Source organism: Agromyces sp. Root1464 (genome assembly GCF_001427265.1).
Taxonomy (GTDB): domain Bacteria; phylum Actinomycetota; class Actinomycetes; order Actinomycetales; family Microbacteriaceae; genus Agromyces; species Agromyces fucosus.
The window spans coordinates 1,900,478-1,924,684 of sequence record NZ_LMFU01000002.1; the positions used below are offsets into that span (position 1 = coordinate 1,900,478).

The 24,207-nt window shown below is 70.8% G+C and carries 27 protein-coding genes; 14 read left to right on the plus strand and 13 right to left on the minus strand.

Translation table 11 applies throughout. From position 1 onward, the window contains the following. Window positions 1-83 precede the first annotated feature (83 nt). Window positions 84-842: a MerR family transcriptional regulator gene (locus tag ASD23_RS14350; RefSeq protein ID WP_056011923.1), complete on the minus strand. Its 759-nt coding sequence runs from the start codon at window positions 840-842 to the stop codon at window positions 84-86. Window positions 843-1,243: 401 nt separating this feature from the next. Here ASD23_RS14350 and ASD23_RS14355 point away from each other — a divergent pair, with 401 nt between their 5' ends. The 3 genes from ASD23_RS14355 (at window position 1,244) to ASD23_RS14365 (ending at window position 3,545) form a co-directional block, all read left to right on the plus strand. Further along, on the plus strand, window positions 1,244-2,179 hold the full coding sequence (locus tag ASD23_RS14355) for a DUF4097 family beta strand repeat-containing protein (protein ID WP_235507746.1): 936 nt from the start codon (window positions 1,244-1,246) through the stop codon (window positions 2,177-2,179). After that, entirely contained in the window at window positions 2,176-2,832 is a 657-nt protein-coding gene (locus tag ASD23_RS14360) for a PadR family transcriptional regulator (RefSeq protein WP_056011926.1), read from the plus strand. Before ASD23_RS14355 ends, ASD23_RS14360 begins: the two co-directional genes overlap by 4 nt. 197 nt (window positions 2,833-3,029) lie before the next feature. Further along, entirely contained in the window at window positions 3,030-3,545 is a 516-nt protein-coding gene (locus tag ASD23_RS14365) for a GNAT family N-acetyltransferase (RefSeq protein WP_056011929.1), read from the plus strand. Between the two features lie 52 nt (window positions 3,546-3,597). Here the strand turns inward: ASD23_RS14365 and ASD23_RS14370 are convergent, their stop codons facing one another. The 4 genes from ASD23_RS14370 to ASD23_RS19010 form a co-directional block, all read right to left on the minus strand. Next, window positions 3,598-4,845, minus strand: coding sequence for a Dyp-type peroxidase (locus tag ASD23_RS14370; protein WP_056011932.1), 1,248 nt, complete (start codon window positions 4,843-4,845; stop codon window positions 3,598-3,600). Further along, complete coding sequence (locus ASD23_RS14375; protein ID WP_056011935.1) at window positions 4,845-5,369, minus strand: copper chaperone PCu(A)C; 525 nt, start codon at window positions 5,367-5,369, stop codon at window positions 4,845-4,847. The genes ASD23_RS14370 and ASD23_RS14375 overlap by 1 nt, the downstream gene beginning before the upstream one ends. A gap of 19 nt (window positions 5,370-5,388) precedes the next feature. Next, window positions 5,389-6,162 (minus strand): copper resistance CopC family protein, encoded by a 774-nt coding sequence (locus ASD23_RS19005; RefSeq protein WP_056011938.1) that lies wholly within the window; start codon window positions 6,160-6,162, stop codon window positions 5,389-5,391. Between the two features lie 101 nt (window positions 6,163-6,263). Beyond that, window positions 6,264-6,896: a hypothetical protein gene (locus tag ASD23_RS19010; RefSeq protein ID WP_056011943.1), complete on the minus strand. Its 633-nt coding sequence runs from the start codon at window positions 6,894-6,896 to the stop codon at window positions 6,264-6,266. Between the two features lie 104 nt (window positions 6,897-7,000). Here ASD23_RS19010 and ASD23_RS14390 point away from each other — a divergent pair, with 104 nt between their 5' ends. Further along, window positions 7,001-9,106 (plus strand): APC family permease, encoded by a 2,106-nt coding sequence (locus tag ASD23_RS14390; RefSeq protein ID WP_235507747.1) that lies wholly within the window; start codon window positions 7,001-7,003, stop codon window positions 9,104-9,106. A 9-nt stretch (window positions 9,107-9,115) separates the two neighbouring features. Beyond that, window positions 9,116-9,559: a DUF1801 domain-containing protein gene (locus ASD23_RS14395; RefSeq protein ID WP_056011946.1), complete on the plus strand. Its 444-nt coding sequence runs from the start codon at window positions 9,116-9,118 to the stop codon at window positions 9,557-9,559. Between the two features lie 25 nt (window positions 9,560-9,584). Here ASD23_RS14395 and ASD23_RS14400 read toward each other — a convergent pair whose 3' ends face one another. Continuing rightward, the gene (locus ASD23_RS14400; protein ID WP_056011949.1) at window positions 9,585-10,760 is read right to left on the minus strand and encodes an NAD(P)-binding domain-containing protein; all 1,176 of its coding nucleotides are present in this window, start codon (window positions 10,758-10,760) and stop codon (window positions 9,585-9,587) included. 201 nt (window positions 10,761-10,961) lie between these two features. Between ASD23_RS14400 and ASD23_RS14405 the strand changes: the two genes are divergently transcribed. Then, on the plus strand, window positions 10,962-11,168 hold the full coding sequence (locus ASD23_RS14405) for a DUF3073 domain-containing protein (RefSeq protein WP_056011954.1): 207 nt from the start codon (window positions 10,962-10,964) through the stop codon (window positions 11,166-11,168). Between the two features lie 157 nt (window positions 11,169-11,325). Here the strand turns inward: ASD23_RS14405 and ASD23_RS14410 are convergent, their stop codons facing one another. Both ASD23_RS14410 and purM read right to left on the minus strand, forming a co-directional pair. Continuing rightward, window positions 11,326-12,087, minus strand: a complete 762-nt coding sequence (locus tag ASD23_RS14410; protein WP_056011957.1) for an LLM class flavin-dependent oxidoreductase — start codon at window positions 12,085-12,087, stop codon at window positions 11,326-11,328. A 10-nt stretch (window positions 12,088-12,097) separates the two neighbouring features. Beyond that, window positions 12,098-13,201: a phosphoribosylformylglycinamidine cyclo-ligase gene (gene purM / locus ASD23_RS14415; protein ID WP_056011960.1), complete on the minus strand. Its 1,104-nt coding sequence runs from the start codon at window positions 13,199-13,201 to the stop codon at window positions 12,098-12,100. A gap of 80 nt (window positions 13,202-13,281) precedes the next feature. Here purM and ASD23_RS14420 point away from each other — a divergent pair, with 80 nt between their 5' ends. The 3 genes from ASD23_RS14420 (at window position 13,282) to purF (ending at window position 15,944) form a co-directional block, all read left to right on the plus strand. After that, entirely contained in the window at window positions 13,282-13,893 is a 612-nt protein-coding gene (locus ASD23_RS14420) for a hypothetical protein (protein ID WP_056011963.1), read from the plus strand. A gap of 37 nt (window positions 13,894-13,930) precedes the next feature. Continuing rightward, window positions 13,931-14,362, plus strand: a complete 432-nt coding sequence (locus ASD23_RS14425) for a hotdog fold thioesterase (protein ID WP_056011966.1) — start codon at window positions 13,931-13,933, stop codon at window positions 14,360-14,362. Window positions 14,363-14,486: 124 nt separating this feature from the next. After that, window positions 14,487-15,944: an amidophosphoribosyltransferase gene (gene purF, locus ASD23_RS14430; protein ID WP_056011973.1), complete on the plus strand. Its 1,458-nt coding sequence runs from the start codon at window positions 14,487-14,489 to the stop codon at window positions 15,942-15,944. A 24-nt stretch (window positions 15,945-15,968) separates the two neighbouring features. Here the strand turns inward: purF and ASD23_RS14435 are convergent, their stop codons facing one another. Both ASD23_RS14435 and ASD23_RS14440 read right to left on the minus strand, forming a co-directional pair. After that, window positions 15,969-16,337, minus strand: coding sequence for a hypothetical protein (locus ASD23_RS14435; protein WP_056011976.1), 369 nt, complete (start codon window positions 16,335-16,337; stop codon window positions 15,969-15,971). Between the two features lie 91 nt (window positions 16,338-16,428). After that, complete coding sequence (locus ASD23_RS14440) at window positions 16,429-18,087, minus strand: HtaA domain-containing protein (RefSeq protein ID WP_056011980.1); 1,659 nt, start codon at window positions 18,085-18,087, stop codon at window positions 16,429-16,431. Between the two features lie 47 nt (window positions 18,088-18,134). Between ASD23_RS14440 and ASD23_RS18925 the strand changes: the two genes are divergently transcribed. Further along, entirely contained in the window at window positions 18,135-18,278 is a 144-nt protein-coding gene (locus ASD23_RS18925) for a hypothetical protein (RefSeq protein ID WP_157377106.1), read from the plus strand. Window positions 18,279-18,585: 307 nt separating this feature from the next. Here the strand turns inward: ASD23_RS18925 and ASD23_RS14445 are convergent, their stop codons facing one another. Then, complete coding sequence (locus ASD23_RS14445; protein ID WP_056011983.1) at window positions 18,586-19,215, minus strand: hypothetical protein; 630 nt, start codon at window positions 19,213-19,215, stop codon at window positions 18,586-18,588. Window positions 19,216-19,280: 65 nt separating this feature from the next. Here ASD23_RS14445 and ASD23_RS14450 point away from each other — a divergent pair, with 65 nt between their 5' ends. From ASD23_RS14450 to ASD23_RS14470, 4 genes are all read left to right on the plus strand, one after another. Next, complete coding sequence (locus ASD23_RS14450; protein WP_056011986.1) at window positions 19,281-19,463, plus strand: hypothetical protein; 183 nt, start codon at window positions 19,281-19,283, stop codon at window positions 19,461-19,463. A 542-nt stretch (window positions 19,464-20,005) separates the two neighbouring features. Beyond that, the gene (locus ASD23_RS14460; protein WP_235507748.1) at window positions 20,006-21,100 is read left to right on the plus strand and encodes a heme/hemin ABC transporter substrate-binding protein; all 1,095 of its coding nucleotides are present in this window, start codon (window positions 20,006-20,008) and stop codon (window positions 21,098-21,100) included. Between the two features lie 82 nt (window positions 21,101-21,182). Then, window positions 21,183-22,289: a FecCD family ABC transporter permease gene (locus tag ASD23_RS14465; protein ID WP_082571471.1), complete on the plus strand. Its 1,107-nt coding sequence runs from the start codon at window positions 21,183-21,185 to the stop codon at window positions 22,287-22,289. Continuing rightward, window positions 22,286-23,056 (plus strand): heme ABC transporter ATP-binding protein, encoded by a 771-nt coding sequence (locus tag ASD23_RS14470; protein WP_056011994.1) that lies wholly within the window; start codon window positions 22,286-22,288, stop codon window positions 23,054-23,056. Before ASD23_RS14465 ends, ASD23_RS14470 begins: the two co-directional genes overlap by 4 nt. 34 nt (window positions 23,057-23,090) lie before the next feature. Here ASD23_RS14470 and ASD23_RS14475 read toward each other — a convergent pair whose 3' ends face one another. Continuing rightward, a complete protein-coding gene (locus tag ASD23_RS14475; RefSeq protein ID WP_056013318.1) occupies window positions 23,091-23,474 on the minus strand; it encodes a sterol carrier family protein in 384 nt (127 codons plus the stop codon). Window positions 23,475-23,546: 72 nt separating this feature from the next. Further along, window positions 23,547-24,116 carry a signal peptidase II gene (locus ASD23_RS14480; protein ID WP_235507749.1) on the minus strand — a complete coding sequence of 190 codons (570 nt, stop codon included), beginning with the start codon at window positions 24,114-24,116 and terminating at the stop codon, window positions 23,547-23,549. Window positions 24,117-24,207 lie beyond the last annotated feature (91 nt).

Here is a 24,207-nt window from a genome sequence, read left to right on the forward strand (position 1 = left end):
GGAGGCGACGAAGCGCGTCGGAGGCGACGGAACCGTCACGAGCGGCTGAGCCCTCGACCTCCGACGGGTTGAGACCGGGCTCGCTACAGCTCGCGCTCCGCGTACGCGGTCATCGCGTCGCGCACGAACTCGGCACCCGCCTGGCCGCCGTAGTTCGCGCCGAAGCGCTCGTCGGCCACGTACATCTCGGCGAGGCCGAGAAAGTACTCCTTGCTCGGACCTGCGCCGCCGCCGCCCGGCGTGCCAGGGATGCCGCGCAGCCAGTCGAACTGGCGCTGCGCAAGTGCCTGCGCCTCGTCGCCCGCCGGGTCGACGCCCCGCTCGAACGCCGAGATCCAGTCACGGCCCAGCTGCGACATCCGCTGCTGCCAGGCCGCCTTCTCGTCGGCGCTCATCGAGCGCCACCACGCGTCGCTCTTCACGTACGCGTCCGTGCCCCAACGCTCTTCGACCTGCTCCTTGTACCGGGTGTGGTCGAAGCCGTCGAACATGTTCTCCGCCATCAGTTGTTCACCTCCTTCCAGGGCTCCGATGGTGTTCACGACCGACGCGATCTGCCGCGCCAGCCGGTCCTGCTCGCCGCGCAGCCACTCGAGGTGGCTGCGCAGGGCGTGCGGGGCGCTCGACTCGCGGTCGAGCACCTCGCCGATCGCGGGCAGGCCGAGGCCGAGCTCCCGCAGCAGCAGGATGCGCTGCAGGCGCACGAGTGCGGCGTCGTCGTAGTGGCGATACCCGTTCAAGCCGATGCGGGTCGGCGCGAGCAGCCCGATGTCGTCGTAGTGACGGAGCGTGCGGCTCGTCGTGCCGGCGAGCTTCGCGATCTCCTGGATCGACCAGTCCACTGCGTGCTCCTCTCTCGTGTCTCTCGTGATCGGGGCGTTCTGCCCCATATCTGCCACGGTAGAGGTTGACGCTGCGTCAATGTCAAGAGGGCGAGGCATCCGCTCGCCTGACGCCCGCTCGGACGCCTGCCGACGGCGTTGCCGCTACCTGCGAGTCGGCGGAACTTCCGGCCGACACGACCGAGCGCACCGGCGTGCCGCGTCGGCCATCCGCCGACTCGCCGAGGCCAGCCCGCCCTGGACCGTCGATCGACTCGCGCCGCGACTTGCATTGCGCGCAAACGCGATATATCGTGATCTACATCAACACGCGATATATCGCGTCACAGACTTCGAGCGCAGCGGATGCCGCGGCATCCGCGCCTCGCACCCGAACGCAACCGCGACAGAAGGAGCACCACATGTCCATCGAGAAGTGGGTCATCAACCCCGGAGAGACCCGGGTCATCGACCTCGAACTGGTTCGCAAGCTCAAGGTGAGCCTCATCGGCGGCAAGGTCGACGTGATCGCCCACGACGAGCCCGGCGCCCGCATCGAGGTCTCGAACGTCACCGGCAAAGACCTGAAGATCGAGATCGACGGCGACTCCCTCGAGATCGACCACCCGCAGCTCCGGTGGGACAACTTCATCGACGTCTTCAAGGGCTGGGCCGGCAACGCGAAGGCCGAGGTGTCGATCCTCGCCCCGCGCCACGTCGTCATGAAGCTCGGCATGGTCTCGGGCGACGCGCTCGTCTCCGGCTTCACGACCGACGCCAAGCTCTCCACCGTCTCGGGCGACCTCGTGCTCGACAACCACGAAGGCGACGTCGAGCTCTCGACCGTCTCGGGCGAGGTGTCGGCCGGCAACCACACCGGCCGCATCACCGCGCACTCGGTCTCGGGCGACGTCGTCGCCACGGGCGACGTGCGCTCGTTCAACGCCGACACGGTCTCGGGCAACATGATCCTCGACGCGTTCGGCACCCCCGACCGGGTCGACACCAACACCGTCGCGGGCGACCTCACCGTGCGTTTCGCCGCCGCATCGGGCGCCCGCTACCGCATCAACACGGTCGGCGGCACGGTGCTCATCGACGACACGACCATCAAGGGCATGCTCGGCAAGGGCTTCGAGCGCATCACGGGCGAGCTGTCGGGCACGTGGCTCGACCTCGGCGCCAACAGCGTCTCGGGTTCGATCTCGGTCATGCGCCGCGAGAAGGTCGGCACGCCGGCGGATGCCGCGGGCGCGAGCCACGGCGACGCGGCGAGCAGTTCCGGGCAGAGCGGTTCGGCACAGAGCGGTTCGGCACAGAGCGGTTCGGCACCGAGCGGCGACGAGGCATCCGCATGACTCCGCCGGTCTTCGCCCACGGCAGTCTGCGCCTCTACCTGCTCGCCCTGCTCGACGAGCAGCCGCGACACGGCTACGAGCTGATCCAGGCGCTCTCCGACCGCTTCGGCGGCACCTACAGCCCGAGCGCCGGCACGATCTACCCGCGCCTCTCGAAGCTCGAGGAGGAGGGCCTCGTCTCCAAGTCGACCGACGGTCGCAAGACCGTCTACGAGATCACGGATGCCGGCCGCGCCGAACTCGACTCGCGCCGCGACGAGCTCGACGGCATCGAGAACGAGGTCACCGACTCGGTGCGACGCCTCGCCGACGGTGTGCGCGCCGAGGTCAACGACGCGATGCGCTCTCTCCGCGCCGAGCTCGCGAGCGCGGCCCGAGAGGCCAAGCGCGCCTCGACGAAGACCTCCGCGACGGCGGCGAGCACCGCGGGGGGCGCCGGCGCCTCGACCTCGTGGGGCGGCGACGCCCGTGCGGAGACGAGCCGCGCCGTGCACGAGGCCGACCTCGTGCTGAGCGAGTTCCGGCAGCAGCTGCGCACCGACCTGCGCACGCGGGCGAGCCGCGGGCGCGTCTCCCCTGAGACGGTCACGCTGCTGCGTGCGCGTCTCGCGCAGGTGCGGACCGACGTGCTCGCGACGCTCGGCGACCACTGACCTCGCCCCGACGAGCCCAGGAGGGCGGCGCCTCCCCCGGGGCGCCGCCCTCCTGCGTCATGCCCCCCTCCACCGCCGAGATGGCGCGTGTTGTCGGTACCGGCGAGGGGAACCGACAACACGCGTCATCTCGACGCCGCTCGGCGGGCGGCACGTCGGCGCACCGCAGTGTCGGCGGGCGGTGGTGTGATGGCGACATGCCCGATATCGAGCTGCATCCTTGGGCCGACGACGACCTCGACCTCCTCCACCGCGCGAACACGCACGAGCTCATGGACCAGCTGGGCGGCCCCGAGAACGACGCGCAGGTGCTCGCGCGGCACGAGCGCTACCTCCGCATGCAGCGCGAGGGCACCGCGCACCAGTTCCGCATCGTGATCCCCGGGCATCCCGAGGGTGTGGGCATGGTCGGCTACTGGCAGCACGACTGGCACGGCGAACACGCCCTCGAGTCCGGCTGGTCGGTCGAAGCGGAGTACCGCGGCCAGGGCATCGCCCCGGCCGCGGTGATCGTGATGCTCGACGCCGCGCGCACTGCCGGCGAGGTGCTGCCGGTGCACGCGTACCCGCGGGTCGACAATCCGGCGTCGAACGCCGTCTGCCGGAAGGCCGGCTTCCGCCTGCTCGGCGAGGAGGCGTTCGAGGTGAAGCCGGGCCTCATGCTGCAGACCAACGACTGGGTCGTCGACCTCGCGTCGCCGCCCCGCTCGTAGCGACCCACGCAACCGCGAACCCGCGAACGCGCGAACGCGCGAACGATCGGGCTCAGACGAGGGTGTCCCCGATGTAGCCTCCCTCGGCGCATCCCGGCGGAATCGCGAACACCGCCGACCCGATCGGCGTCGTCCACTCGTTGAGCAGGTCGAGCTCCTCGAGCCGCCGCTGGATCGGCACGAACTGGCGATCGACGTCCGCCTGGTACGAGGCGAACAGCAGCCCGGCATCCGAGACGGATGCCCCGGCCGGCGCCTCGTCGTAGTTGTACCCGCGCCGGTAGATGCGCTCCCCCGGCTCCTCGCTCCGCGATCGCCGCAGGTGCGAGAAGTCGGGGATCACCGGGAAGCCCACGGGGCCGAGGGCCGCGAAGTCGGGCTCGTCGTGTTCGCTCTCCCCCGTGAGCGGGGCTCCCGAGGCGAGCCTGCGACCGACGGATGCCTCGCGACCGGGTCGATCGACCCGATCCCACCCGTCGAGATCCATCGCGATGCGCCGAAGCACCATCGAGGTGCCGCCCGCCATCCACTCGGGCTGCCCGGCCGACCAGACGAGCTCGTCGAATTCCGTGGTGCCGGGCTTCGGGTTCACGGTGCCGTCGAGCTGGCCGAAGAGGTTCCGCATGGTGCGACCCTCGGGTTCGGCGCCCGCCGCGCGGCGGAACCCGCGTTGCGACCAGCGCACGGTGGCGAAGCTGCGCGCGTCCTTCAGCAGCATGCGCGCGGCGTGCGAGACCGTGACCGCGTCGTCGGCGCCGAGCTGCAGCAACAGGTCGCCGTCATTCCATCGCGGCTCGAGGCGGTCGATGCCGAACGGCGGCAGCGGCCGCAGCCACGCGGGCGCCTCGGCCCCGGCTCGCGCGACGAGCCCAGGCCCGAAGCCGAACGTGACGGTCAGACGTGCAGGTACCTCGGCGAGCTCGGGTTCCGTGTCGGCGAGCGGCGCGCGCCCCTGCGTCACGCGAGCGGCGTCGTCGCTCAGCACCCGCAGCATGCGGCGGAGCGCGTCCGCATCGACCTCGGGCAGGAGATCGAGCGCGATGAAGAGCGCGTGCGCCTGCGGCGGCGTCTCGATGCCCGCCTGGCGCAAACCGTGGAAGGGCACGATCGCCTCGCCGACGGCGGTCGCCGTCGCGACGGTCGCATCGACCGCGGCATCCGGGGTGCCCGCCGCCGCGGCACCAGCCCGGATCGCGGCCGAGGCGCCGAGCGCCGCCGCGGCACCGGCTCCGGCCGCGGCGGCACCTCCGAACAGGAGGTGCCGCCGCGAGAACCCGGAGCCGCCGGGTTCACCGGTCATCAGTGCGCCTCGTGACCTTCGTCGTACTCCTCGTTCGCGCCCTGGTAGTCCTTGACGGGCGCGACCACGTCGAGCGTGGAACCGTCGGAGAACGAGAGCGTCACGGTGACCTCGTCGCCGGCGCGCAGCGGGCCTGTCAGGCCCATGAGCATGACGTGGTTCGCGCCGGGTTCGAGCATGAGGTGACCGCCGGCGGCGATCTCGAAGCCGCCCTCCTTCTCGCGCATGGTCATCGCGCCGTCGGACTCGACCGTCTCGTGCAGTTCGGCCATGTCGGCGGCGTCGGTCTCGGCGCCCGAGAGCGTGATCGAGGTCGCGCCGCCGTTGTCGAGCATGCCGAAGAGCGCGGTCATGCCGTCATCGCCCGCTTTCACCCAGGCATCGGAGACGGTCACGGATGCCGCGGCCTCGGCGTGCACCGAGGCGGCGGGGGTCTCGGCGGGCTGGCCGCCGGCGCAGCCCGCGAGGGCGAGCACGGCCGCGAGCGCGGTGCCGAGGGCAGGGGTCATCGCAGTGGAACGCATGTGTGCTGCTCCCCCGGGCTCAGGCGTCGTCGCCGGACGTGCCGGAACCGGTGCCGGCACCGGGTGCGCCGCCACCGTTCCCGGTGCCGTCACCGGAGGCGTTGCCAGCACCGTCGCCCGAACCCGAACCGGGGCCCGCGCTCTTGCGCTTCGCGTTCAGGATGACCGCGGCGAGGAGCGCGAGGATCCCGAGCCCGCCGACGACGAAGCCGGCGACGGCCCATCCGTCAGGTCCGCTCTGCGCGGCGTCGTCGCCATCGGCGTGGTCACCCTCGGCATGGTCGCCTTCGGCGGGCTCTTCTTCAGTCGCCGAGTCGTCGTGGGGTGCCTCCTCGGTCCAGACGCCGGTCGCGTCGGCGCCGACTCCGAAGTCGATCGTGCCCTCGATCGGGTGCCCGTCGCTCGAGACGGCGCGCCAGCGCACCTGGTAGTCGCCCTCGAGGTCGGTCGGGAGCGCAGCCGTGACGTGTGCGCCGGCGACCGCGGGGTCACCCACTTCGACGTCGCCGCCGTGGTGGTCGACGACGACGATCGCGGTGCCGACCTCGATGATGTCGTTCGAGAACTCGAGGGCGACCTCTGCGGGTGCCGTGTCGAAGACCTCGCCGGGCTCGGGGCTCGAGGCCAGCAGCTCGTCGTGTGCGAACGCGGGCGAGGCGCCCGCGAGGGTGATGCCGGCGGCGACGGTGAGCGCCGCGGCGGCGAGCACGAGGGTGCGGAGGCGCGTGGCGCGCTCACGCACGTCGAGCGCCGTCGCGGTGGTCGCGGTGGTCGCGGTGGTCGGGTTCTTCATTGCTTGGGAGTCTCTCTCCTCGGTCCGGGCCCGGCCGGCGCTCGCGATGAGGCGTGGCCGCGGAGGCATCCGGAAATCTCTGGGTCCGCCGGTCGGCGGGATTACGCGGAGGCGAGGGCGAGCGGCGGGCCACGGGAGCCCAGCGCGGTGAAGCGGAGACGCGACCGGAGCCGTGGGGCGTTCGTCGAGGCGACCCGACGAACGACGTGAGGAAGCAGCGCGAGCTGCGGCACGGGAGCGGTGAGGCGCAGCGCGAATCGGCGTGCGGCCGAGGTGACGGCCCGCCAGGCCGCCCGCTCGAACGCGAGCAGGAAGACGATGGTCGCGACCGCGGCGACCGCGTGGCCGATGAGCATGGCAGTGTCGGCATGCAGGTGACCGGCGGGCGCCCCGGCACCCTCCGCCGCACCGGCAACGGCACCGCCGTCGACGAACACGACGGCCTCGTGGTGACCGCCGCCCCTGACGACCAACGACCCGGTCGAAGCGCCGGCTCCGACGCCGAACAGCAGGTGGAACGCCCCCTGACTCACGATGACCGCGAGCGTCGTGCGCAGCGGAGTCGAGCGACGCCCGACGAACGCGACGGATGCCGCGAGCGCGACGATGCCCGCGAACAGGAGCCCGAGCCCGCCGGGTGCCTCGCCCGCGGCGACGCCGTGCGAGAAGGCCGCGAGGAACAGGGCGACGACCGCCGTGGCCGAGCCACGCGCGAGCTGCGCCGCACGGTTCACGCTTGCCCCCGGAAGTCGAGTGTTCGAAGAATCGCCACAACTCTACTCGGCGCCCCTGAGCGGCAGACTTGACACCGGTCGCGGCGGGTGTAGTCTCGACCGCCGTGACGAATGAGGCGGATACACCGCCGGCTGAGTTGAAGTCGCCGAAGCACTGGATCATCGGCGACCCGCTGCCAACAGAGAAACTCGAGGGCCAGCTCCTCCCGAAGCGCTTCGCGCTCCCGATCTTCGCGAGCGACCCGCTCTCGTCGGTAGCGTACGCGCCGCAGGAGCTCGTGATGATCCTCATGGTCGGCGGACTCGCCTTCCTGAGCTTCGCGCCGTGGGTCGCACTCGCGGTCGTCGTGCTGCTCGTGACGGTCGTCGCGAGCTATCGCCAGCTCATCCGCGCCTACCCCTCCGGCGGCGGCGACTACGAGGTCGCACACCGCAACCTCGGCGAGAAGGCGGGCCTCGTGGTCGCGTCGGCACTGCTCGTCGACTACGTCATGACCGTCGTCGTGTCGGTCGCGTCGGGCGTCGACAACATCATCTCGGCGATCCCCGAGCTGAACCCGTTCCGTGTCGAGCTCGCGATCGTGTTCGTCATAATCCTCGCGGCCATCAACCTGCGCGGCGTCTCGGAGTCGTCGAAGGCCTTCGCCGTGCCGACGTATCTCTTCATCGGCAGCGTCTTCGTGATGATCGTCGTCGGCCTGACCCGCACGTTCATGGGCGATCCGCCGGTCGCCGAGTCCGCGACCTTCGGCGTCGAGGCCGAGTCCCTGACGCAGGCGGGCATCATCCTGCTGCTGCTGCGCTCCTTCGCGAGCGGATGCTCCGCCCTCACCGGCGTCGAGGCGATCTCGAATGGCGTGCCGGCGTTCCGCCGTCCGAAGGTGAAGAACGCGCAGCGCACGCTCGTGCTCATGGGCGGCATCGCGATCGTGCTCTTCGCAGGCCTCACGGCGGTCGCGCTCATCTCCCAGGTGCACTACGCCGAGGATCCATGCCACCTGATCGGCTGGAGCGAGTGCGCGACCGAGCCGCAGCGCAGCCTCATCGCGCAGGTCGCCGCCGCGACGTTCGGCGACGCGACCATCGCCTTCTACCTGATCCAGGCCACCACGGCGCTCGTGCTGCTGCTCGCGGCCAACACCGCGTTCAACGGCTTCCCGCTGCTCGGCTCGGTGCTCGCCCGTGACGGCTATGCGCCGAAGTCGCTGTCGACTCGCGGCGACCGCCTGATCTACTCGAACGGCGTCGTGATCCTCGCGCTCGCGGCATCCCTGATCCTGTTGATCTTCCAGGCGAACCTGACCGTGCTGATCCAGCTCTACATCATCGGCGTCTTCGTCTCGTTCACGCTCGGCCAGACGGGCATGGTGCGGCACTGGCTGCGCGAGCTCTCGCGGCTGCGGCATCCGGCCAAGGGGGCGCCGAAGCGAGCCCCGCGCGCCGACCCCGACGACGCTCCCCCGCTCACTCGCGGTGCGATCCTGCGCGCGCTCGTGATCAACGCGATCGGCGCCGCGATGACCGCGGTCGTGCTCATCGTGGTCACGGTCACGAAGTTCACGCACGGCGCGTGGATCGTGTTCCTGCTGATGCCGATCCTGTTCTTCCTGATGATGGGCGTGAACCGCTACTACCGCGACGTCGAGAAGGAGATCGAGGTCGACCCGACCACGACCTTCGGCGCGACGGGCGACCACGCGATCGTGCTCGTCGGCCGCATGCAGAAGCCGACCCTCAAGGCGCTGGATTACGCGATCGCCGCCCGGCACGACTCGCTCGAGGCCATCCACGTGTCCCTCGACGACGAGGAGACGAAGCGCCTCAAGAAGGACTGGGTCAAGCAGAACATCCACGTGAAGCTGCGGATCCTGAACTCGCCCTACCGCGACCTGAGCTACCCGCTCATCACCTACATCAAGTCCCGGCGCGAGGAGCACGGCTCCGAGGTCGTGACCGTGTACATGCCGCAGTACGTCGTGGGCCACTGGTGGGAGAACATCCTGCACAACCACAAGGCCCGGCGCATCCGCCAGAAGCTGCTGCTCGTGCACGGCGTGACGGTGTCGCTCGTGCCGTGGCTGCTCGACTCCTCCGACCTGCTCTACGGACGCCGCTCGCGCCCGCTGCCGGGTCAGGACCGACGCGGCGAGCCCGTGCGCCCCGTGCCCCGCCGTCCGGTCGTCGAGTCGAACGAGAAGCGCCGGCGTTAGGCTGGCGCCATGGCCACGGACTACACGGATGCCTCGGTGCACGAGTTCGTCGACCGGGTCGCGCACCCCGTGCGCCGTCGCGACGCCGAGACGCTGCTCGAGCTCTTCTCCCGTGTGACGGGTGAGCCGCCGCGCATGTGGGGGCCGTCGATCATCGGGTACGGCGAGTACCACTACACGTACGAGAGCGGCCGCGAGGGCAGTGCCGGAGCCGCGGGGTTCTCGCCCCGCAAGGCCGCGACGACGATCTACTTCCCCGAGGGCGTCGGCGCGCACGCTGAGGCACTCGCGAAGCTCGGCGCGCACACGACGGGCGTCGGATGCCTCTACCTCAAGAACCTCGACGACGTCGACCTCGACGTGCTCGAGTCGATGGTGCGTGCCTCGTACCGCACGGTCACCTCGGGCACCTTCGGTCAGCGCGCTCGCGACAGCGCCCCCTCCGCCGGTTGAGCCAGCCGGACCGCACCGCTCGGGGCTAGAGCATCGCCATGATCTGGCGCGCGATCATGCGGCCCGCACGGCTCGCGCCGATCGTCGAGGCCTGCGGCCCGTAGCCTGCGAGGAAGATCCGCGGGTCGCTCCACGCGGCGCCCTGGCCCACCGTGATGCCGCCGGCCTTCTCGCGCAGCTTCAGCGGCGAGAGGTGGCGCAGGTCGGGGCGGAAGCCGGTGGCCCAGATGATGACGTCGGCCCGGGCCATGCCCGACTCGTCGCCGTCCCAGACCACCCGGTCGGCCTCGATGCGGTCGAACATGGGCCGCGCGACGAGCAGCCCGCGCTCGATGCCCGCGGCGATGCGACGGCTCTTCGGCACGCCGGTGCCGCTCACGATCGACGGCAGCGCCCGACCCGAGCGCGCGGCCTCGTCTTGCATGGCGACGGCGGCGGATGCCCCTTCGAGGTCGAGCTCCTGTCGGTCGAGCCAGTCGATCGGCCGGCGCGAGACCCAGGTGAGCCCTGCGGCGACCTCTTCGAGCTCGAGCATGAAGCCGATCGCCGAGGTGCCGCCGCCGACCACGACGACGTGCTTGTCGCGGAAGTCCTCTGCGTCGGTGAAGTCGGAGGTGTGCACGTGGCGGCCGGCGAACTCGGTCATGCCCGGGTAGTACGGCACGAACGGCGAACCCCAGGTGCCCGTCGCGTTCACGAGGAACTGCGTGTTGATCTCGTGCTGCGGCGCCGACGGCTCCGCCGGCTCCTCGAACGTCTTGCGGCGACGGCCGAAGAGCCCGCGCGCCGCCTTCTGCTCTTCGAGGGGCTGCGGGGCGAGGTCTTCGTAGCGCACCTGCAGGTCGACGCCGTCGTTCACCACCCGGCGCACGTTCATGGGCCGCCGAACCCGCAGGTCGAAGTGCTGCTCGAACCGGTCGTAGTAGTCGGCGACGACGTCTTTCGCGGGGAGGTTGCGGTCGGCGGTGTCGAAGCTCAACCCGAGCTCGGACATGCCCGGCAGGTCGTTCACCCGGTGCGCGGTACCGAGCCGGAGGGAAGACCAGCGATGCTGCCAGGCCCCGCCCGGACCGGGGGCGCGGTCGAGCATGACGAAGTCCTCGTCGGCCACGAGCTCGAACCGTCGCAGGTAGAAGGCGACCGACAAGCCGGCCTGTCCGGCGCCGATCACCACGACCTTCACGCGTTCGGGGCTCGTCATCACCTGACAATCTCAGCACGGCTTGCTGTGTGCTCGCAGCACGCGAGCCGAAAGCCACCATACGTCCTCCGGCATGCCTGTTGAGTACGCCGAAGCGGGTCTGCGGCGGTGCTAAACTGGCGGTTGGACGAATTCATTTATCAGATGAGCGCCGGGTGAAGACCAAATCCCACCCGGCCAGATGCCGTAAGGGGGTCACGCATGGGGCGCGGCCGTCAGAAAGCCAAGCACACCAAAGTCGCTCGGGAGCTGAAGTACTTCAGCCCGAACACCGACTACAACGCGCTTGAGCGCGAGCTCACCACGAGCTCGCCGCATGACGAGTACAGCGAAGAGGCGTCGAAGTGGGCGGAGTATTCCGCCGATGATGACGACACCTATGTCGCGGAGGACGAACAGCGCGCATAGCCGCGCGTTCTCCTCGCAGCTCGCAACGACCTCGCACCACCGCGAGACTTCCGGCCTTCGAGGCCCGGCGCAGCAGTGACCGAACGGCGGATGCCGCGGCATCCGCTGCTCGATGCTGCGAGGCGTCCCGCACCGGGCGGAGCTACGCCGGGCCGAGCTACGCGGCGCGCTCGACCCATGCGGCGGACGTCTCGACGAATCGCTCGAGTTCGGTGAGCGACCCGCTCGGGGTGATCGCGCGCAAGACGATCTCGTCGACCGTGGACTCGTAAGCCGCGATGCCGCGCGCGCCGTCGATCGTCGCGTCGATCGCGCGGATGCCGAGACGCGCGAAGTTCGCCGCGTAGGCCGGCACGTGCTCGTAGCGTTCGGACTCGGCCTCGAGCTCCGCGCGGGCGTTGTCATCGGCGATGGTGCGCGCGTAGAGCACCGACCGCACTCGGCGCTCGCCGGCGGTCTCGCGAAGCTCGGCGGTCGTGGCAGCCGCCGCCTGCGGCGTCAGCCAGTTGAGGAGCACGCCGTCGGCGCGTTCGGCGGCGAGCCGGCGCATGCGCGGGCCGAGGGCGCCGACGATGATCTCGGCGTCGCATCGTTCGCGCAGCCTCGCGACCCCCTGCTCGACGAACGCCAGCGGGTGCGCGATGCGACCGGAGCCGATGCCGATGCTCGTGCGCGCCTCGGGGAGGCCCGCGAGGTCGAGCGTGTCGACCGGTCGCCGGTCGAGCGGGATCACGCCGGTCGCGAGCCCGAGCCGCTCGGTCGCCGCCGCGGCGACGCGGAGTCCGGCGAGCGAGTCGCCGCCCGGCACGTCGTTGAGCCACAGCGCGTGGAATCCGAGCCGCTCGATGCGCGGCGCGAGCGCCGCCACGATCGACGCATCGGTCGTGCCGATCAGTCCGATCGAGACGGGCGTGTGCACGGGCGGCCGATCAGCTCGCGTAGGAGCCGACGAGTCGCACGGCGCCGCCGTCGACGCCCTTGGCACCCTGCTCGAAGCCCGCGAGATCCCGGGCGCCGATCGTCACCGTGCCGGCCTGCCACGACGGGAGGCCGAGGGCGCCGAGCGCCGAGATGACGGATGCCGCGGCATCCGCTCGCACGACGGCGAAGAAGCCGATGCCGAGGTTCCAGGTGCCCTCGGTCGACTCGAGCGAGGTGCCCGCGAGGTCGTTCAGCACGCGGAAGACGGGGGCCGGCGACCAGCTCGTGCGGTCGAGCTCGACCCAGGAGCCGAGCGGCAGCACACGGGCGAGGTTCGCGGCGATGCCGCCGCCCGTGACGTGGGAGAGCGAGTGCACGGCGTCGCCGTGCGGGCCGGCGAGCAGCTCGACGAGCTGACCGGTGTAGAGGCGAGTGGGCTCGAGCAGGGCCTCGCCCCAGGTCGTGCCGAGCTCGGCCGATGCGTCGGTGTACCCGATGCCGGCGCTCGTGAGGATGTGCCGCACGAGCGAGAAGCCGTTGGAGTGCAGGCCGCTCGACGCGATCGCGATGACGGCGTCGCCCGACTCGACCTTCTCGGCACCGAGCAGGCGGTCGGCCTCGACGATGCCGGTCGCGGCGCCCGCGACGTCGTAGTCGTCGGCGCCCATCAGGCCCGGGTGCTCTGCGGTCTCGCCGCCGACGAGGGCGGTGCCGGTCTCGGCGCAGGCACGGGCGATGCCCGTGACGATCGAGGCGATGCGCTCGGGCACGACCTTGCCGCACGCGATGTAGTCGGTCATGAAGAGCGGCTTCGCGCCGACCACGACGATGTCGTCGACGACCATGCCGACCAGGTCTTGGCCGATCGTGTCGTGCTTGTCGAGCGCCTGCGCGATCGCGATCTTCGTGCCGACGCCGTCGGTGGAGGTCGCGAGCAGCGGACGCGTGTAGTCCTTGGCGAACGAGAGGTCGAAGAGCCCGGCGAATCCGCCGACGCCGCCGAGCACGTTCGGCCCGTGCGTGGCGGAGACCGACGCCTTCATCAGTTCGACGGCGAGATCACCCGCGTGCGTGTCGACTCCGGCAGCGGCATAGGACGAGTTCGAGGTCACCCGTCAAGCGTACCCGCGCCATGCCGGCTCTCCGCGTGCCGAACCGTGCCGCCGGGCGAACGGCGGACTAAAATACAGCCATGCAGCCGGGGGGCACACCGTCGTGGGTGATCCGTGAGAACGCGAGTCGCCCGGTCCTCCTCGCCCTCTACCTGCGCGAAGTCCTCGGCATCGCCTCCCCGCTCGAACTGCCGCGCCTGCGCGACGTCGGGCCCGTCGGCGACCGCCTCGAGATCGATCAGCACGACCGTCTCGAGCAGCAGTGGCGCACCTGGTGGGCGATGACCGTCGAACCCGAGACGCATCCGTCGGCCGTGCCGCTCGAGCTCGTCGACGCCTACGAGACCGAGGTCGCGCTGCCGACGTCGGGCGCCGAGGTGCTCGCCGCAGCCATCCTGCCCCACGCGGAGGCGGCGCGAGCCTGGGCCGACTGGGCGCACGACGGCTACCGCAACGCGTCGGCCTCCCGCCGCGGCGACTCGTATCGCGCCTACGCCGGCACCATCGCCGAGCACGAACGCGAGGTCGGGCGCCGCGCCCACTCCTTCGAACTCAACGTCGAGGTCGTGCCGCTCGCCGAGTCGGGCGTCTGGTGGATCGGCGACATGACCGTCGCGGTGACCGACTCGCTGCGATCGGATGCCTCGGCGTTCGACGACGCCATGCACCCGATCATCGCCGAGCTCGCATAGACCGGCTCGGCGCTGCCCGCGTGCCAGACTCGACGGCATGAGCATCTGGTTCGGCGAGCCCTCACTGGAGTGGGCGAACGCGCGCGACGACACCCTGATCCGCACCCTCGGCATCGAGCTGACCGAGACGACCGACGGTTCACTCAAGGGCCGGATGCCGGTCGACCACCGCACCCGCCAACCCGGCGGGGTGCTGCACGGCGGAGCATCCGTCGCCCTCGCCGAGACGCTCGCGAGCTGGGGCGCGACGCTCACGGTGGACCCCTCGAAGTTCTACTGCGTCGGCATGGAGATCAACGCGAACCATGTGCGCCCCGTCGCCGAGGGCTGGGTCTACGGCGAGGCCATGCCCCTCACGCGCGGCCGCACGACACAGGTCTGGGACATCAGGATCACGGATGCCGCGGGCAAGCTCGTCTGCGTCTCGCGCTGCACGATGGCCGTGCTCGCGAAGCCGTCGGAATACTGATTCCGCGCTCGCATCTGCTCAGCTGAGCAGCAGCGTTCGCTCAGCCGGCTCACACGCGCGCGTATGCGAGGATTGAGGAGTCCTGCTCGGACACTTCCCCCACCTTCGAGGAGCCATCGCTCGCATGTGCGGCATCGTCGGAATCGTCTCCACTGAACCGGCCAACCAGCAGATCTACGACAGCCTGCTGCTGCTGCAGCACCGCGGCCAGGACTCCACCGGCATCGCGACGGCCGACGGCCCCATCTTCCACATGACGAAGGCGCGCGGGCAGGTGCGCGAGGCCTTCCGCACGCGCGACATGCGCTCGCTCATCGGCAACATGGGTCTCGGTCACGTGCGGTACGCGACGAAGGGCGCCGCCGAGCGCGAAGAGGAGGCCCAGCCGTTCTACGTGAACGCGCCGTACGGCATCACCCTCGTGCACAACGGCAACCTCACGAACACGCGTGAACTGTCGGAGGACCTCTTCCGCATCGACCGCCGTCACGTGAACTCCACGAGCGACACCGAGATGCTGCTGAACGTCCTCGCCACCGAGCTGCAGGGCCAGATCACGGGGCTCGACCTCGACCCCGACCAGGTCTTCACCGCCGTCGAGCAGGTGCACGAGCGAGTCGAGGGCTCCTACGCGGTCATCGCACTGATCGCCGGCTACGGCCTCCTCGCGTTCCGCGACCCGTTCGGCATCCGGCCCCTCATCCTCGGCCGCCGCACCGCCGGGAACGGCCGCGACGAGTGGATCGTGGCATCCGAGTCGCTCGTGCTCGAATCGGGCGGCTACGAGATCGTGCGCGACGTGCACCCGGGTGAGGCCATCTTCATCGGCCTCGACGGCCAGATGATCTCGCGCCAGTGCGCGAAGAACCCGATGCTCGTGCCGTGCTCGTTCGAGTACGTCTACCTCGCCCGCCCTGACTCGATCATGAACGGCATCTCGGTCTACGAGGCGCGCCTTCGCATGGGCGACCGTCTCGCGACGACGATCGAGACGCACATGGACAAGGGCGACATCGACGTCGTCATGCCGATCCCCGACTCCTCGCGCCCCGCTGCGATGCAGGTCGCGCAGAAGCTCGGCATCGAGTACCGCGAGGGCTTCTACAAGAACCGCTACGTGGGCCGCACCTTCATCATGCCCGGCCAGGCGGAGCGCAAGCGCTCGGTGCGCCAGAAGCTCAACGCCATGGGCACGGAGTTCAAGGGCAAGAACATCCTCATCGTCGACGACTCGATCGTGCGCGGCACGACCTCGAAGGAGATCGTCGAGATGGCCCGTGCAGCCGGTGCCAACAAGGTGACGTTCACCTCGGCGGCCCCGCCGGTGCGATTCCCGCACGTGTACGGCATCAACATGCCGAGCCGCCAGGAACTCATCGCCTACAACCGCAAGATCCCCGAGATCGCGTCGGAGCTGAGCGCCGACCACATGATCTACCAGGAGGTCGCCGACCTCCAGGCCGCGATCACCGACGGCACCTCGATCGAACAGCTCGACCTGTCGTGCTTCACGGGCGACTACGTCACCGGCACCGTCACCGAGGAGTACCTCGGCTGGGTGGAGCGCACGCAGCTCAGCTAGGCGCGTTGCGCCGGCCCGCGAACGCTACTCGTCGACGGGGTGGATCGTCTCGTGTTCGACGGTGACCGACTTCGCCCGGCGCGCGGTGGCACGATCGATCAGCAGGGCGACGAGTGCACCGAGCGCGAGGCCGATCGCCGCGCAGGCGAGCAGCAGGAACCCGAACACCTGGCCCATGTCGAAGTCGTCGTTGGCCGGGAAGCTCACGGTGAGGATCAGCGCCACGACCGCGCCCGCGAGTGCCCCCAGGGTCATGAACCGCGAGTAGCGCGGGGCGCGACGCACGGTGACGAGGTCGCGCTCGACCTCGTGCTCGAGCGGCACGGATGCCTCGGCGCCGGGGACGCCGTTCGGGGTGCTCTCGGGTTCGGGCGTGTTCAGGGGGTCGGTCACCCCTCCATTGTCCCGCATTTCGCTGCGACCGCGGTGGGAGCACGGCAGAGGCCCGCCCCCTCCGGGGCGGGCCTCTCTCGTACCGAACCGGTCAGCTGGCCGCGCGACGGCTCCGGAGGATCAGGAACGCCACGAGTGCGGCGATCGCGAGCGCGACGATGGCGACGAGCAGCCAGATGAGCCAGGCGGCCGGACCTTCGGCAGCCGTCGTCGCGGCCGTCGAGTCGTCGGCCACCGCCGGCTGCACCTCGGGCTTCGCGACATCCGCCTCGACGCCGCAGTCGGCAGGAAGCGCGATCGCGAAGGAGACCGGGTCGAGGTCCTCGCCGCCCGCGTAGGTGCCGAACGCGGCGGCGCCCTCCTCGGTGAACTCGGCCGGAACCACCGTGCCGACGAGCGCGTCACCGGCGCGCTCGAGCGCCCCCTCGAGGTCGAGCGCGGCGAAGCGCACGGCCGTCGCGGTGACCGGCTGGCCCTGCTGGGTCGTGCCGGTCACGTCGAGCCGGAGATAGGCCTCGTCGTTCCCGACGAACTCGATCGACGGGTTCGCGATCGTCGTGTCGAGTGCTCCGTCATGGCCGGTGAACTCGATCGAGCCGGGGAACGCGACGAGGCCGCGCACGGACTCGGCCTCGATCGAGCCCGAGCCGCCGGTGAACCCGAACGCGCCGTCCTCTTCGCTCGCCCCGGTGACCGTCCACTCTCCATTCGCGATGCCGCTCTCGAGATACTGCAGGAACGAGGCCTTGAAACCCCAGTCGAGCGTGGCATCGGTCACGGTGCAGAGACCTGCGGGGGCGCTGACGGTGAAGCGGATGCCCTTTGCCGTCGACCCCTGGAAGGTCAACGTGTGATCGCCGGGCGCGAGGCCGGCGGGCAGGCTGCCCGTCCAGGTGACGACGCCGTTCGCGTCGGCGACGAGATCGCGCGCGAGCACGGTCGGCGTCGAGTAGACGACGACCATGATGTCGGCCTCGTTCGGCTGGAAACCGTCGACCGCCACCGTGACCTGCTTGCCGGCCGCGAGTGCGGCGAGCGTGGCGGGGTCGAGCGTGATGCCCGTCGTCGAGGGCGGAGTCGCCGGCACCACCCTCGCCGAGGCCTTCGCAGCAGACGTGGTGGCGACCGTGCCCGAGTTCCCGGCCGGCGCAGCTCCCGGGGTGCCGATGACGACCGTCAGCGGGTCGAGCGCACCTCCGGCGGAGTAGTACCCCTCGAATGCGGCGGCTCCCGCAGCGGTCAGCGTGACCGGCGTGTTCGCGATGCGGGTGGCACCGTTCACGAGCGACTTCGAGCCGCGCGCGAGGTCGACGACTGCGAGGTCGACCCGTGAGCCGTTGACCGAGACCTCGAGCACGCCGCTCGTGGGAGTGGTGACGCGCAAGGTCGGGTTCGCGAAGGTCAGGTCGAGCAGGCCGCCGTGACCGGTGAACCGCACGGAGCCCGCGTAGGCGGCGGTGCCGGTGCCGGTCACCTGGCTGTAGGTGCCGCCGGTCTGGCCGAACTGGAAGAGGCCGCCCGACTGGGTCGCGCCGGAACCGACTGAGATCGAGCCCTTCGCGATGCTGCCGACGACGTAGTCGCGGAACGCACCGGAGACGCCCCAGGAGAGCGATCCGCTCGCGATCGGCGCAACGGGCCCAGTGCCCGGCCCCGGATCGGGCTTCGGAGGCTCCTTCGTCGCGAAGCTGACGGGGGTGTACGTCTCGAACGCGGGCACCTTCGCACCGCTGCCGGCATAGGTGTACACGCCGTAGTTGCCACCCGCGAGGGCCTTCTCGAACTCGCGTGCGGTCAGTGCCCTTCACGACGACCTTCTCACCCGCGGCATCCAGCCCGCTCGTCTTCGACACCGACACCGTCGGCACCACCGGCTCCGTCGCGAAGCTGACGGGGGTGTACGTCTCGAACGCGGGCACCTTCGCACCGCTGCCGGCATAGGTGTACACGCCGTAGTTGCCACCCGCGAGGGCCTTCTCGAACTCGCGTGCGGTCAGCTCGACCTCGAAGGAACCGTCGGCACCGATCGCGACCGCACCCGCGGCGGCGCCGCCGATCGCGGCGACATCGGCCGCATCCACGACCCACTTCTGCGAGTCCACGACCCGAGCCGACGACGCAGCGCCGGCGCTCGGCTTCCAGTTCTCGGCGAACGAACCGAACACCACGTACGCGCCGGCGAACTTGCCCGCCAGCGGCGGACGCACGCCATTCGTCGCGGGGGCGTTCGGAACGAATCCGGTGCCCTTCACGACGACCTTCTCACCCGCGGCATCCAGCCGTACGTCTCGAACGCGGGCACCTTCGCACCGCTGCCGGCATAGGTGTACACGCCGTAGTTGCCACCCGCGAGGGCCTTCTCGAACTCGCGTGCGGTCAACTCGACCTCGAAGGAACCGTCGGCACCGATCGCGACCGCACCCGCGGCGGCGCCGCCGATCGCCGCGGCATCGGCCGCATCGACGACCCACTTCTGCGAGTCCACGACTCGCGCCGACGATGCGGCACCGCCGCTCGGCTTCCAGTTCTCGGCGAACGAACCGAACACCACGTACGCACCGGCGAACTTGCCCGCCAGCGGCGGACGTGCCCCATTCGTGGCAGGGGCGTTCGGCACGAACCCGGTGCCCTTCACGACGACCTTCTCGCCCGCGGCATCCAGACCTGCCGTCTTCGACACCGTCACCGTCGGCACCACCGGCTCGGGTTCCGGCTGGGCGATCGTGATCGGCGAGAACGCGTCGAGGGAACGGTCGGTGACCGAGAGGCCGTGTGCTGCGGACGTCGCCGCGACGTACGACCTCGCCGGATCGAACGAACCGGCCGCCACCTTCACGGTCGTCGTGAACGCACCATCGACGATCGAGCCGGCSGGCACCCACGATCGAAGCGTCCCCGAGCAGCACGTACGCGCCGTTCGCCGCGCCTGCGCCCAGGTAGCCGGTGCCCGAGACCGTGAAGGTGTTCTCGACCGCGGGGTCGACTTCGGTCGAGGGCGACACGGTCAGCACCGGATCTGCCACGGGCTCCGGCGGAGTCGGCTGTGCGATCGTGATCGGCGAGAACGCGTCGAGCGAACGGTCGGTGACCGACAGCCCGTGCGCAGCCGAGGTCGCCGCGACGTAGGACTTCGCCGGGTCGAACGACCCGGCCGGCACCTTCAGCGTCGTCGTGAACGCACCAATCGAAGCGTCCCCGAGCAGCACGTACGCGCCGTTCGCCGCGCCTGCGCCCAGGTAGCCGGTGCCCGAGACCGTGAAGGTGTTCTCGACCGCGGGGTCCACCTCATCGGCGGGCGTCACGGTGAGCGACGGCGAGGCGACCGCTGCCGGAGCGATCTCCTCGGCGAGCGCGGGCGCCGCTGTCAGGATCGAGCCGCCGAGGGCGAGCAGCGCCGCGAGGGAGCCGGCGAGCCAGCGCCTCGAGTGGGTGGATATCGGTGACGGTGTCTTCACGACGCGGTCCTCCAGGCATGGCGAAGCGACGGCGCGCACAGTGCGGCGGACGCAAGCGAGGGGTGGGAGTGGGTGCACTGAGTTAGGTAAGCCTCAGCTAAGAATGACGCTAGAGTGAAGCCTGCCGCCCTGTCAACTTTAAGGTAAGGCTTACCTCACTTCATGGCTTCCCATGTCACGTCGCGCCCGATCTCTGCCCGTGCGACCCGTACCGTGTCCGTCGCAGTGCTCGCCGTGACGGCGATGCTCACCACGGGATGCGTCGCCACCGCGAGCGGCTCGACCACCGAGCCGCAGTGCGTGGCGAGCGCGACCCCCTTCGCCGAACTCGCGATCGACGAGTCGCCGCGCACGATCGAGGGCCCGTCGACGGCGTGCCTCGCCGACGCCGCACTGCCGATGATCGACTCCGATGAGACCCCGCAGCTTCCCGCGACGGTCACCGACGACGAGGGCACGAAGGTCACGGTGACGGATGCCTCGCGCATCCTGCCGATCGACGTCTCGGGCTCGCTCGCCGCCACCGTGTTCGGCCTCGGCCTCGGCGACCGCGTCGTGGGGCGTGACAGCTCGACCGGGTTCGCCGAGGCATCCGCTCTGCCCGTCGTCACGCAGGGCGGCCACAACCTGACCGCCGAGGCGATCCTCGCGCTCGACCCGACCGTCGTGATCACCGACACGACGCTCGGACCGCTCGACGTGCTCGACCAGTTGCGCGACAGCGGCATCCCCGTGGTGATCACGACCTCCGAGCGCAGCCTCGACACGATCGACGAGCTCATCGACCAGGTCGCGACAGCCCTCGGCGTACCCGAACGCGGCGGACTGCTCGCGGCGCAGGTCGACGCCGACCTCGCCCGCGTCACCGCCGATATCGGCACGGCGATCCCGTCGGACGTTGCGGTGCGACCGCGCATCGCGTTCCTCTACGTGCGGGGCTCGGCGAACGTCTACTACCTCTTCGGGGCCGAGTCGGGCGCGGACTCGCTCATCGAATCGATCGGCGGCATCGACATCGCAAGCGAGATCGGCTGGGAGGGCATGCGACCCGTCACGGCGGAGGCGCTCGTCGCCGCCCAGCCCGACGTCGTGCTGCTCATGAGCGGCGGCCTCGAGTCGGCCGGCGGCATCGACGGTCTGCTCGAGCGCGTACCGGCGCTCGCGTCGACGCCGGCCGGCCTGCACCGCAGGTTCGTCGACATGGCCGACAGCGAGATCCTGAGCTTCGGGCCGCGCGCGCCACAGGTCGTCGAGGCCCTCGCCCGGGCGGTGTGGGCGCCCGAGCAGTCGGGGTACCTCGATGACTGACACGCGCGCGAGTGCGCCTGAAGCACCGGAAGCACCTGAAGCACCTGAAGCACTTGCGACGTCTGAAGTGTCTGAGGCGCCGATGACGGCCGCACCCACCGACGCGGTCGACGCCGTGCTCCCGAGCCTCGCGTCGAACGCGAAACGCGGCGTCACCCCGCGCACGCGCAGCACGCTGCTCTTCGCCGGCCTCGCGGTCGCGCTCGTCGCGGGCGTCGTCATCTCCGCGGGCGCCGGGCAGCTGCCCGTGCCACCCCACGAGGCCTGGAACTCGCTCCTGCGCGGCCTCGGCCTGAGCGACGCTCCCGAGGCCCTGCCCAACACCGACTCGGCCCTCTGGAACATCCGCTTCCCGCGCATCGCGATGGCCCTGCTCATCGGCGCAGCGCTCGCGATGGCCGGCACCGTCATGCAGGCGATCTTCGCGAACCCGCTCGCGGAGCCGGGCGTGGTCGGCGTCTCGTCGGGCGCGGCGCTCGGCGCCGCCGCCGCGATCGTGCTCGGCTGGACGGCGTTCGGCGACTGGGTGACGGCCGTCGCGGCGTTCGCGGCCGGGCTCGGCGCAACCCTCGTGGTCTACCTCGCGAGCCGTGCCGGCGGGCGCACCGAGGTGGTCACGCTGGTCTTGACGGGCATCGCGATCAATGCGTTCGCGGGCGGCGCCCTCGCGTTCCTCACTTTCATCGGCGATACGGGCTCCCGCGAGGAGATCGTGTTCTGGCAGCTCGGATCCCTGAACGGCGCTCGCTGGCCCGAGGTGGCCGTCATGCTCCCGCTCGTGATCGCCGCGGGCACCGCGGCGCTCCTTCTCGGCCGCACGCTCGACCTCTTCTCGCTCGGCGAGCGCGGGGCGCGTCACCTCGGCGTGCGCGTCGAGGCGGTGCGCATCGTGTCGATCGTCGTCGTCGCCGTGCTCGTCTGCTCGGCCGTCGCGTTCGCGGGCATCATCGCCTTCGTCGGACTTATCGTGCCCCACCTCATGCGCATGGTGATCGGCCCGGCGCACCGGCCGCTGCTCGTCGCGAGTGCCCTCGGCGGCGCCGTGCTGCTGCTCTTCGCCGATCTCGCCGCCCGCACGATGGTGCCGATGGCCGACCTGCCGATCGGCATGCTGACGTCGATCATCGGCGGCCCGTTCTTCTTCTGGCTGCTGCGCCGGACGCGCCGCCGTTCGGGAGGCTGGGGATGAGCCTCTCGCTCACCGCGGCGGGCCTCGCCGTCGAGATCGACGGCGTGCGCCTGCTCGACGCGGTCGACTTCTCGGCCACCCCGGGGCGCGTGCACGCGCTCATCGGCCCGAACGGAGCGGGCAAGTCGACCCTGCTCGCGGCACTCGCGGGCGACCGAGCGGCGGCATCGGGCACCGTGCACCTCGGCGGAACGCCCGTGGCCCGACAGTCGCCGAAGGCGCTTGCGCGACTCCGCGCCGTGCTGACGCAGGAGCACACGGTCTCGTTCCCCTTCCCCGTGCGGGAGATCGTCGCGATGGGGCGGCATCCGTGGGCCGGCAGCGCTGCGGCCGAGCACGACGATCGCGAGATCGACGCGGCGATGGCGGCCACGGATGTCTCGCATCTCTCCGCCCGCACCGTGCCGTCGCTCTCGGGAGGCGAGCGCGCACGCGTCGCCCTCGCCCGCGTCATCGCGCAGCGCACGCCCGTGCTGCTCCTCGACGAGCCGACGGCCGCCCTCGACCTCAAGCACCAGGAGGACGTGCTGCGCCTCGCCCGCGACCACGCCGCTGCCGGCGCCACGGTCGTCGTCGTGCTGCACGACCTGAACCTCGCCGCCGCCTACGCCGACGACATCACGCTGCTTCGGCACGGCCGGGTCGTCGCGACGGGTGCTCCCGCCGACGTGTTGACGGCGGAGCGCATCGAAGCGGTCTACGGCCAGCCGGTCGAGGTCGTGCCGCATCCCCGCACCGGGGCTCCGCTCGTGCTGCCCGTGCGCTGAGTCCCGCGCCGTGCGCAGAGCCCGCGCGAGTCGTTCAGCGGATGATCGGCAGCACGTCGCCGAGATCGGCCCGCTGACCCGAGGCGTGCACACGACCTGCCGCACGCGCGTCGGCCCATGAAAGGGCGCCCGTCGCGAGGGCGAGCCACGTCGTGACATCCGTCTCGACCACGTTCGGGGGCGTGCCGCGCGTGTGCTTCGGACCCTCGATGCACTGCACGGCGCCGAACGGCGGCACGCGCACCTCGACCGTGCCGCCGGGCGCCTCTTCGGCGAGCAGCTGCAGCGAGTAGCGCACCGCGAGCGCGAGCGTCGAACGATCGACGGATGTCGCGGCATCCGCACCCTCGGCCGTCGCCGCCTGCACGACCGACACTGCCGCCCGCCCGATGTCGTCGCCGATCCTCACGCGTGCCATGTCGGCCATTCTGCCACCGGCGGCCCGCAGCCGTCAGGGCCGCTCGTCAGGGCCGCTCGCCGACGCCGACCGTCAGGCGTCGTCCCGCACGCGCCCGCCCTTGGGTGCGATGCCCATGAACGTCAGCACGAGGATCATCACGGCGCCCGCGAAGATCGCGATGTCGGCGACATTGCCGATGAACCAGTCGCCGTACCCGATGAAATCCACGACATGGCCGCGGCCGAAACCGGGCTCGCGGAAGAGGCGATCGCCGAGGTGCGTGATGGCGCCGCCGAGGATGAGCCCGAGGGCGATCGTCCAGCCCACCGAGCCGACCCGCCAGGCGAACCACGCGATCGCGATCGCGCCGACGCCGGCGAGGATCGCGAAGATCCACGTGTACTCGGTGCCGATCGAGAATGCGGCGCCCGGGTTGTAGACGAGGACGAAGCGGATGAGGTCGCCGATCACCGGGATGGTGCTGCCGTCGCCGAGCTGGGCCTCGGCCCACCACTTGCTCGCCTGGTCGATGAGCACGACGAACGCGGCGATGCCGAGCACCCACCAGAAGAGACGGTGGCCGGATGCCGCGGCCTCGGGCCTCTCATCGAGGCCGCCCGGGGTCTGCGCAGCGCCTGCGCCGGTCGTGTCTGAGCTCACCCGCACCATTCTCGCAGCACGACCCGGTCATCGCCCATCGGGTCGCGCGCGACCGGACGAGGTCACGGGGCGAAGCGGGCGCAGCCCAAGG

Coding starts and splice junctions, on each gene's coding strand:
- ASD23_RS14365 (WP_056011929.1), top strand. CDS start 3,030: ATGCCCGATATCGAGCTGCATCCTTGGGCCGACGACGACCTCGACCTC.
- ASD23_RS14475 (WP_056013318.1), bottom strand. CDS start 23,474: ATGGCACGCGTGAGGATCGGCGACGACATCGGGCGGGCGGCAGTGTCG.
- ASD23_RS14355 (WP_235507746.1), top strand. CDS start 1,244: ATGTCCATCGAGAAGTGGGTCATCAACCCCGGAGAGACCCGGGTCATC.
- ASD23_RS19005 (WP_056011938.1), bottom strand. CDS start 6,162: ATGAAGAACCCGACCACCGCGACCACCGCGACCACCGCGACGGCGCTC.
- ASD23_RS14370 (WP_056011932.1), bottom strand. CDS start 4,845: ATGACCGGTGAACCCGGCGGCTCCGGGTTCTCGCGGCGGCACCTCCTG.
- ASD23_RS14375 (WP_056011935.1), bottom strand. CDS start 5,369: ATGCGTTCCACTGCGATGACCCCTGCCCTCGGCACCGCGCTCGCGGCC.
- ASD23_RS14400 (WP_056011949.1), bottom strand. CDS start 10,760: ATGACGAGCCCCGAACGCGTGAAGGTCGTGGTGATCGGCGCCGGACAG.
- ASD23_RS14420 (WP_056011963.1), top strand. CDS start 13,282: ATGCAGCCGGGGGGCACACCGTCGTGGGTGATCCGTGAGAACGCGAGT.
- ASD23_RS14425 (WP_056011966.1), top strand. CDS start 13,931: ATGAGCATCTGGTTCGGCGAGCCCTCACTGGAGTGGGCGAACGCGCGC.
- ASD23_RS14395 (WP_056011946.1), top strand. CDS start 9,116: ATGGCCACGGACTACACGGATGCCTCGGTGCACGAGTTCGTCGACCGG.
- ASD23_RS14360 (WP_056011926.1), top strand. CDS start 2,176: ATGACTCCGCCGGTCTTCGCCCACGGCAGTCTGCGCCTCTACCTGCTC.
- ASD23_RS14470 (WP_056011994.1), top strand. CDS start 22,286: ATGAGCCTCTCGCTCACCGCGGCGGGCCTCGCCGTCGAGATCGACGGC.
- ASD23_RS14465 (WP_082571471.1), top strand. CDS start 21,183: ATGACGGCCGCACCCACCGACGCGGTCGACGCCGTGCTCCCGAGCCTC.
- purF (WP_056011973.1), top strand. CDS start 14,487: ATGTGCGGCATCGTCGGAATCGTCTCCACTGAACCGGCCAACCAGCAG.
- ASD23_RS14405 (WP_056011954.1), top strand. CDS start 10,962: ATGGGGCGCGGCCGTCAGAAAGCCAAGCACACCAAAGTCGCTCGGGAG.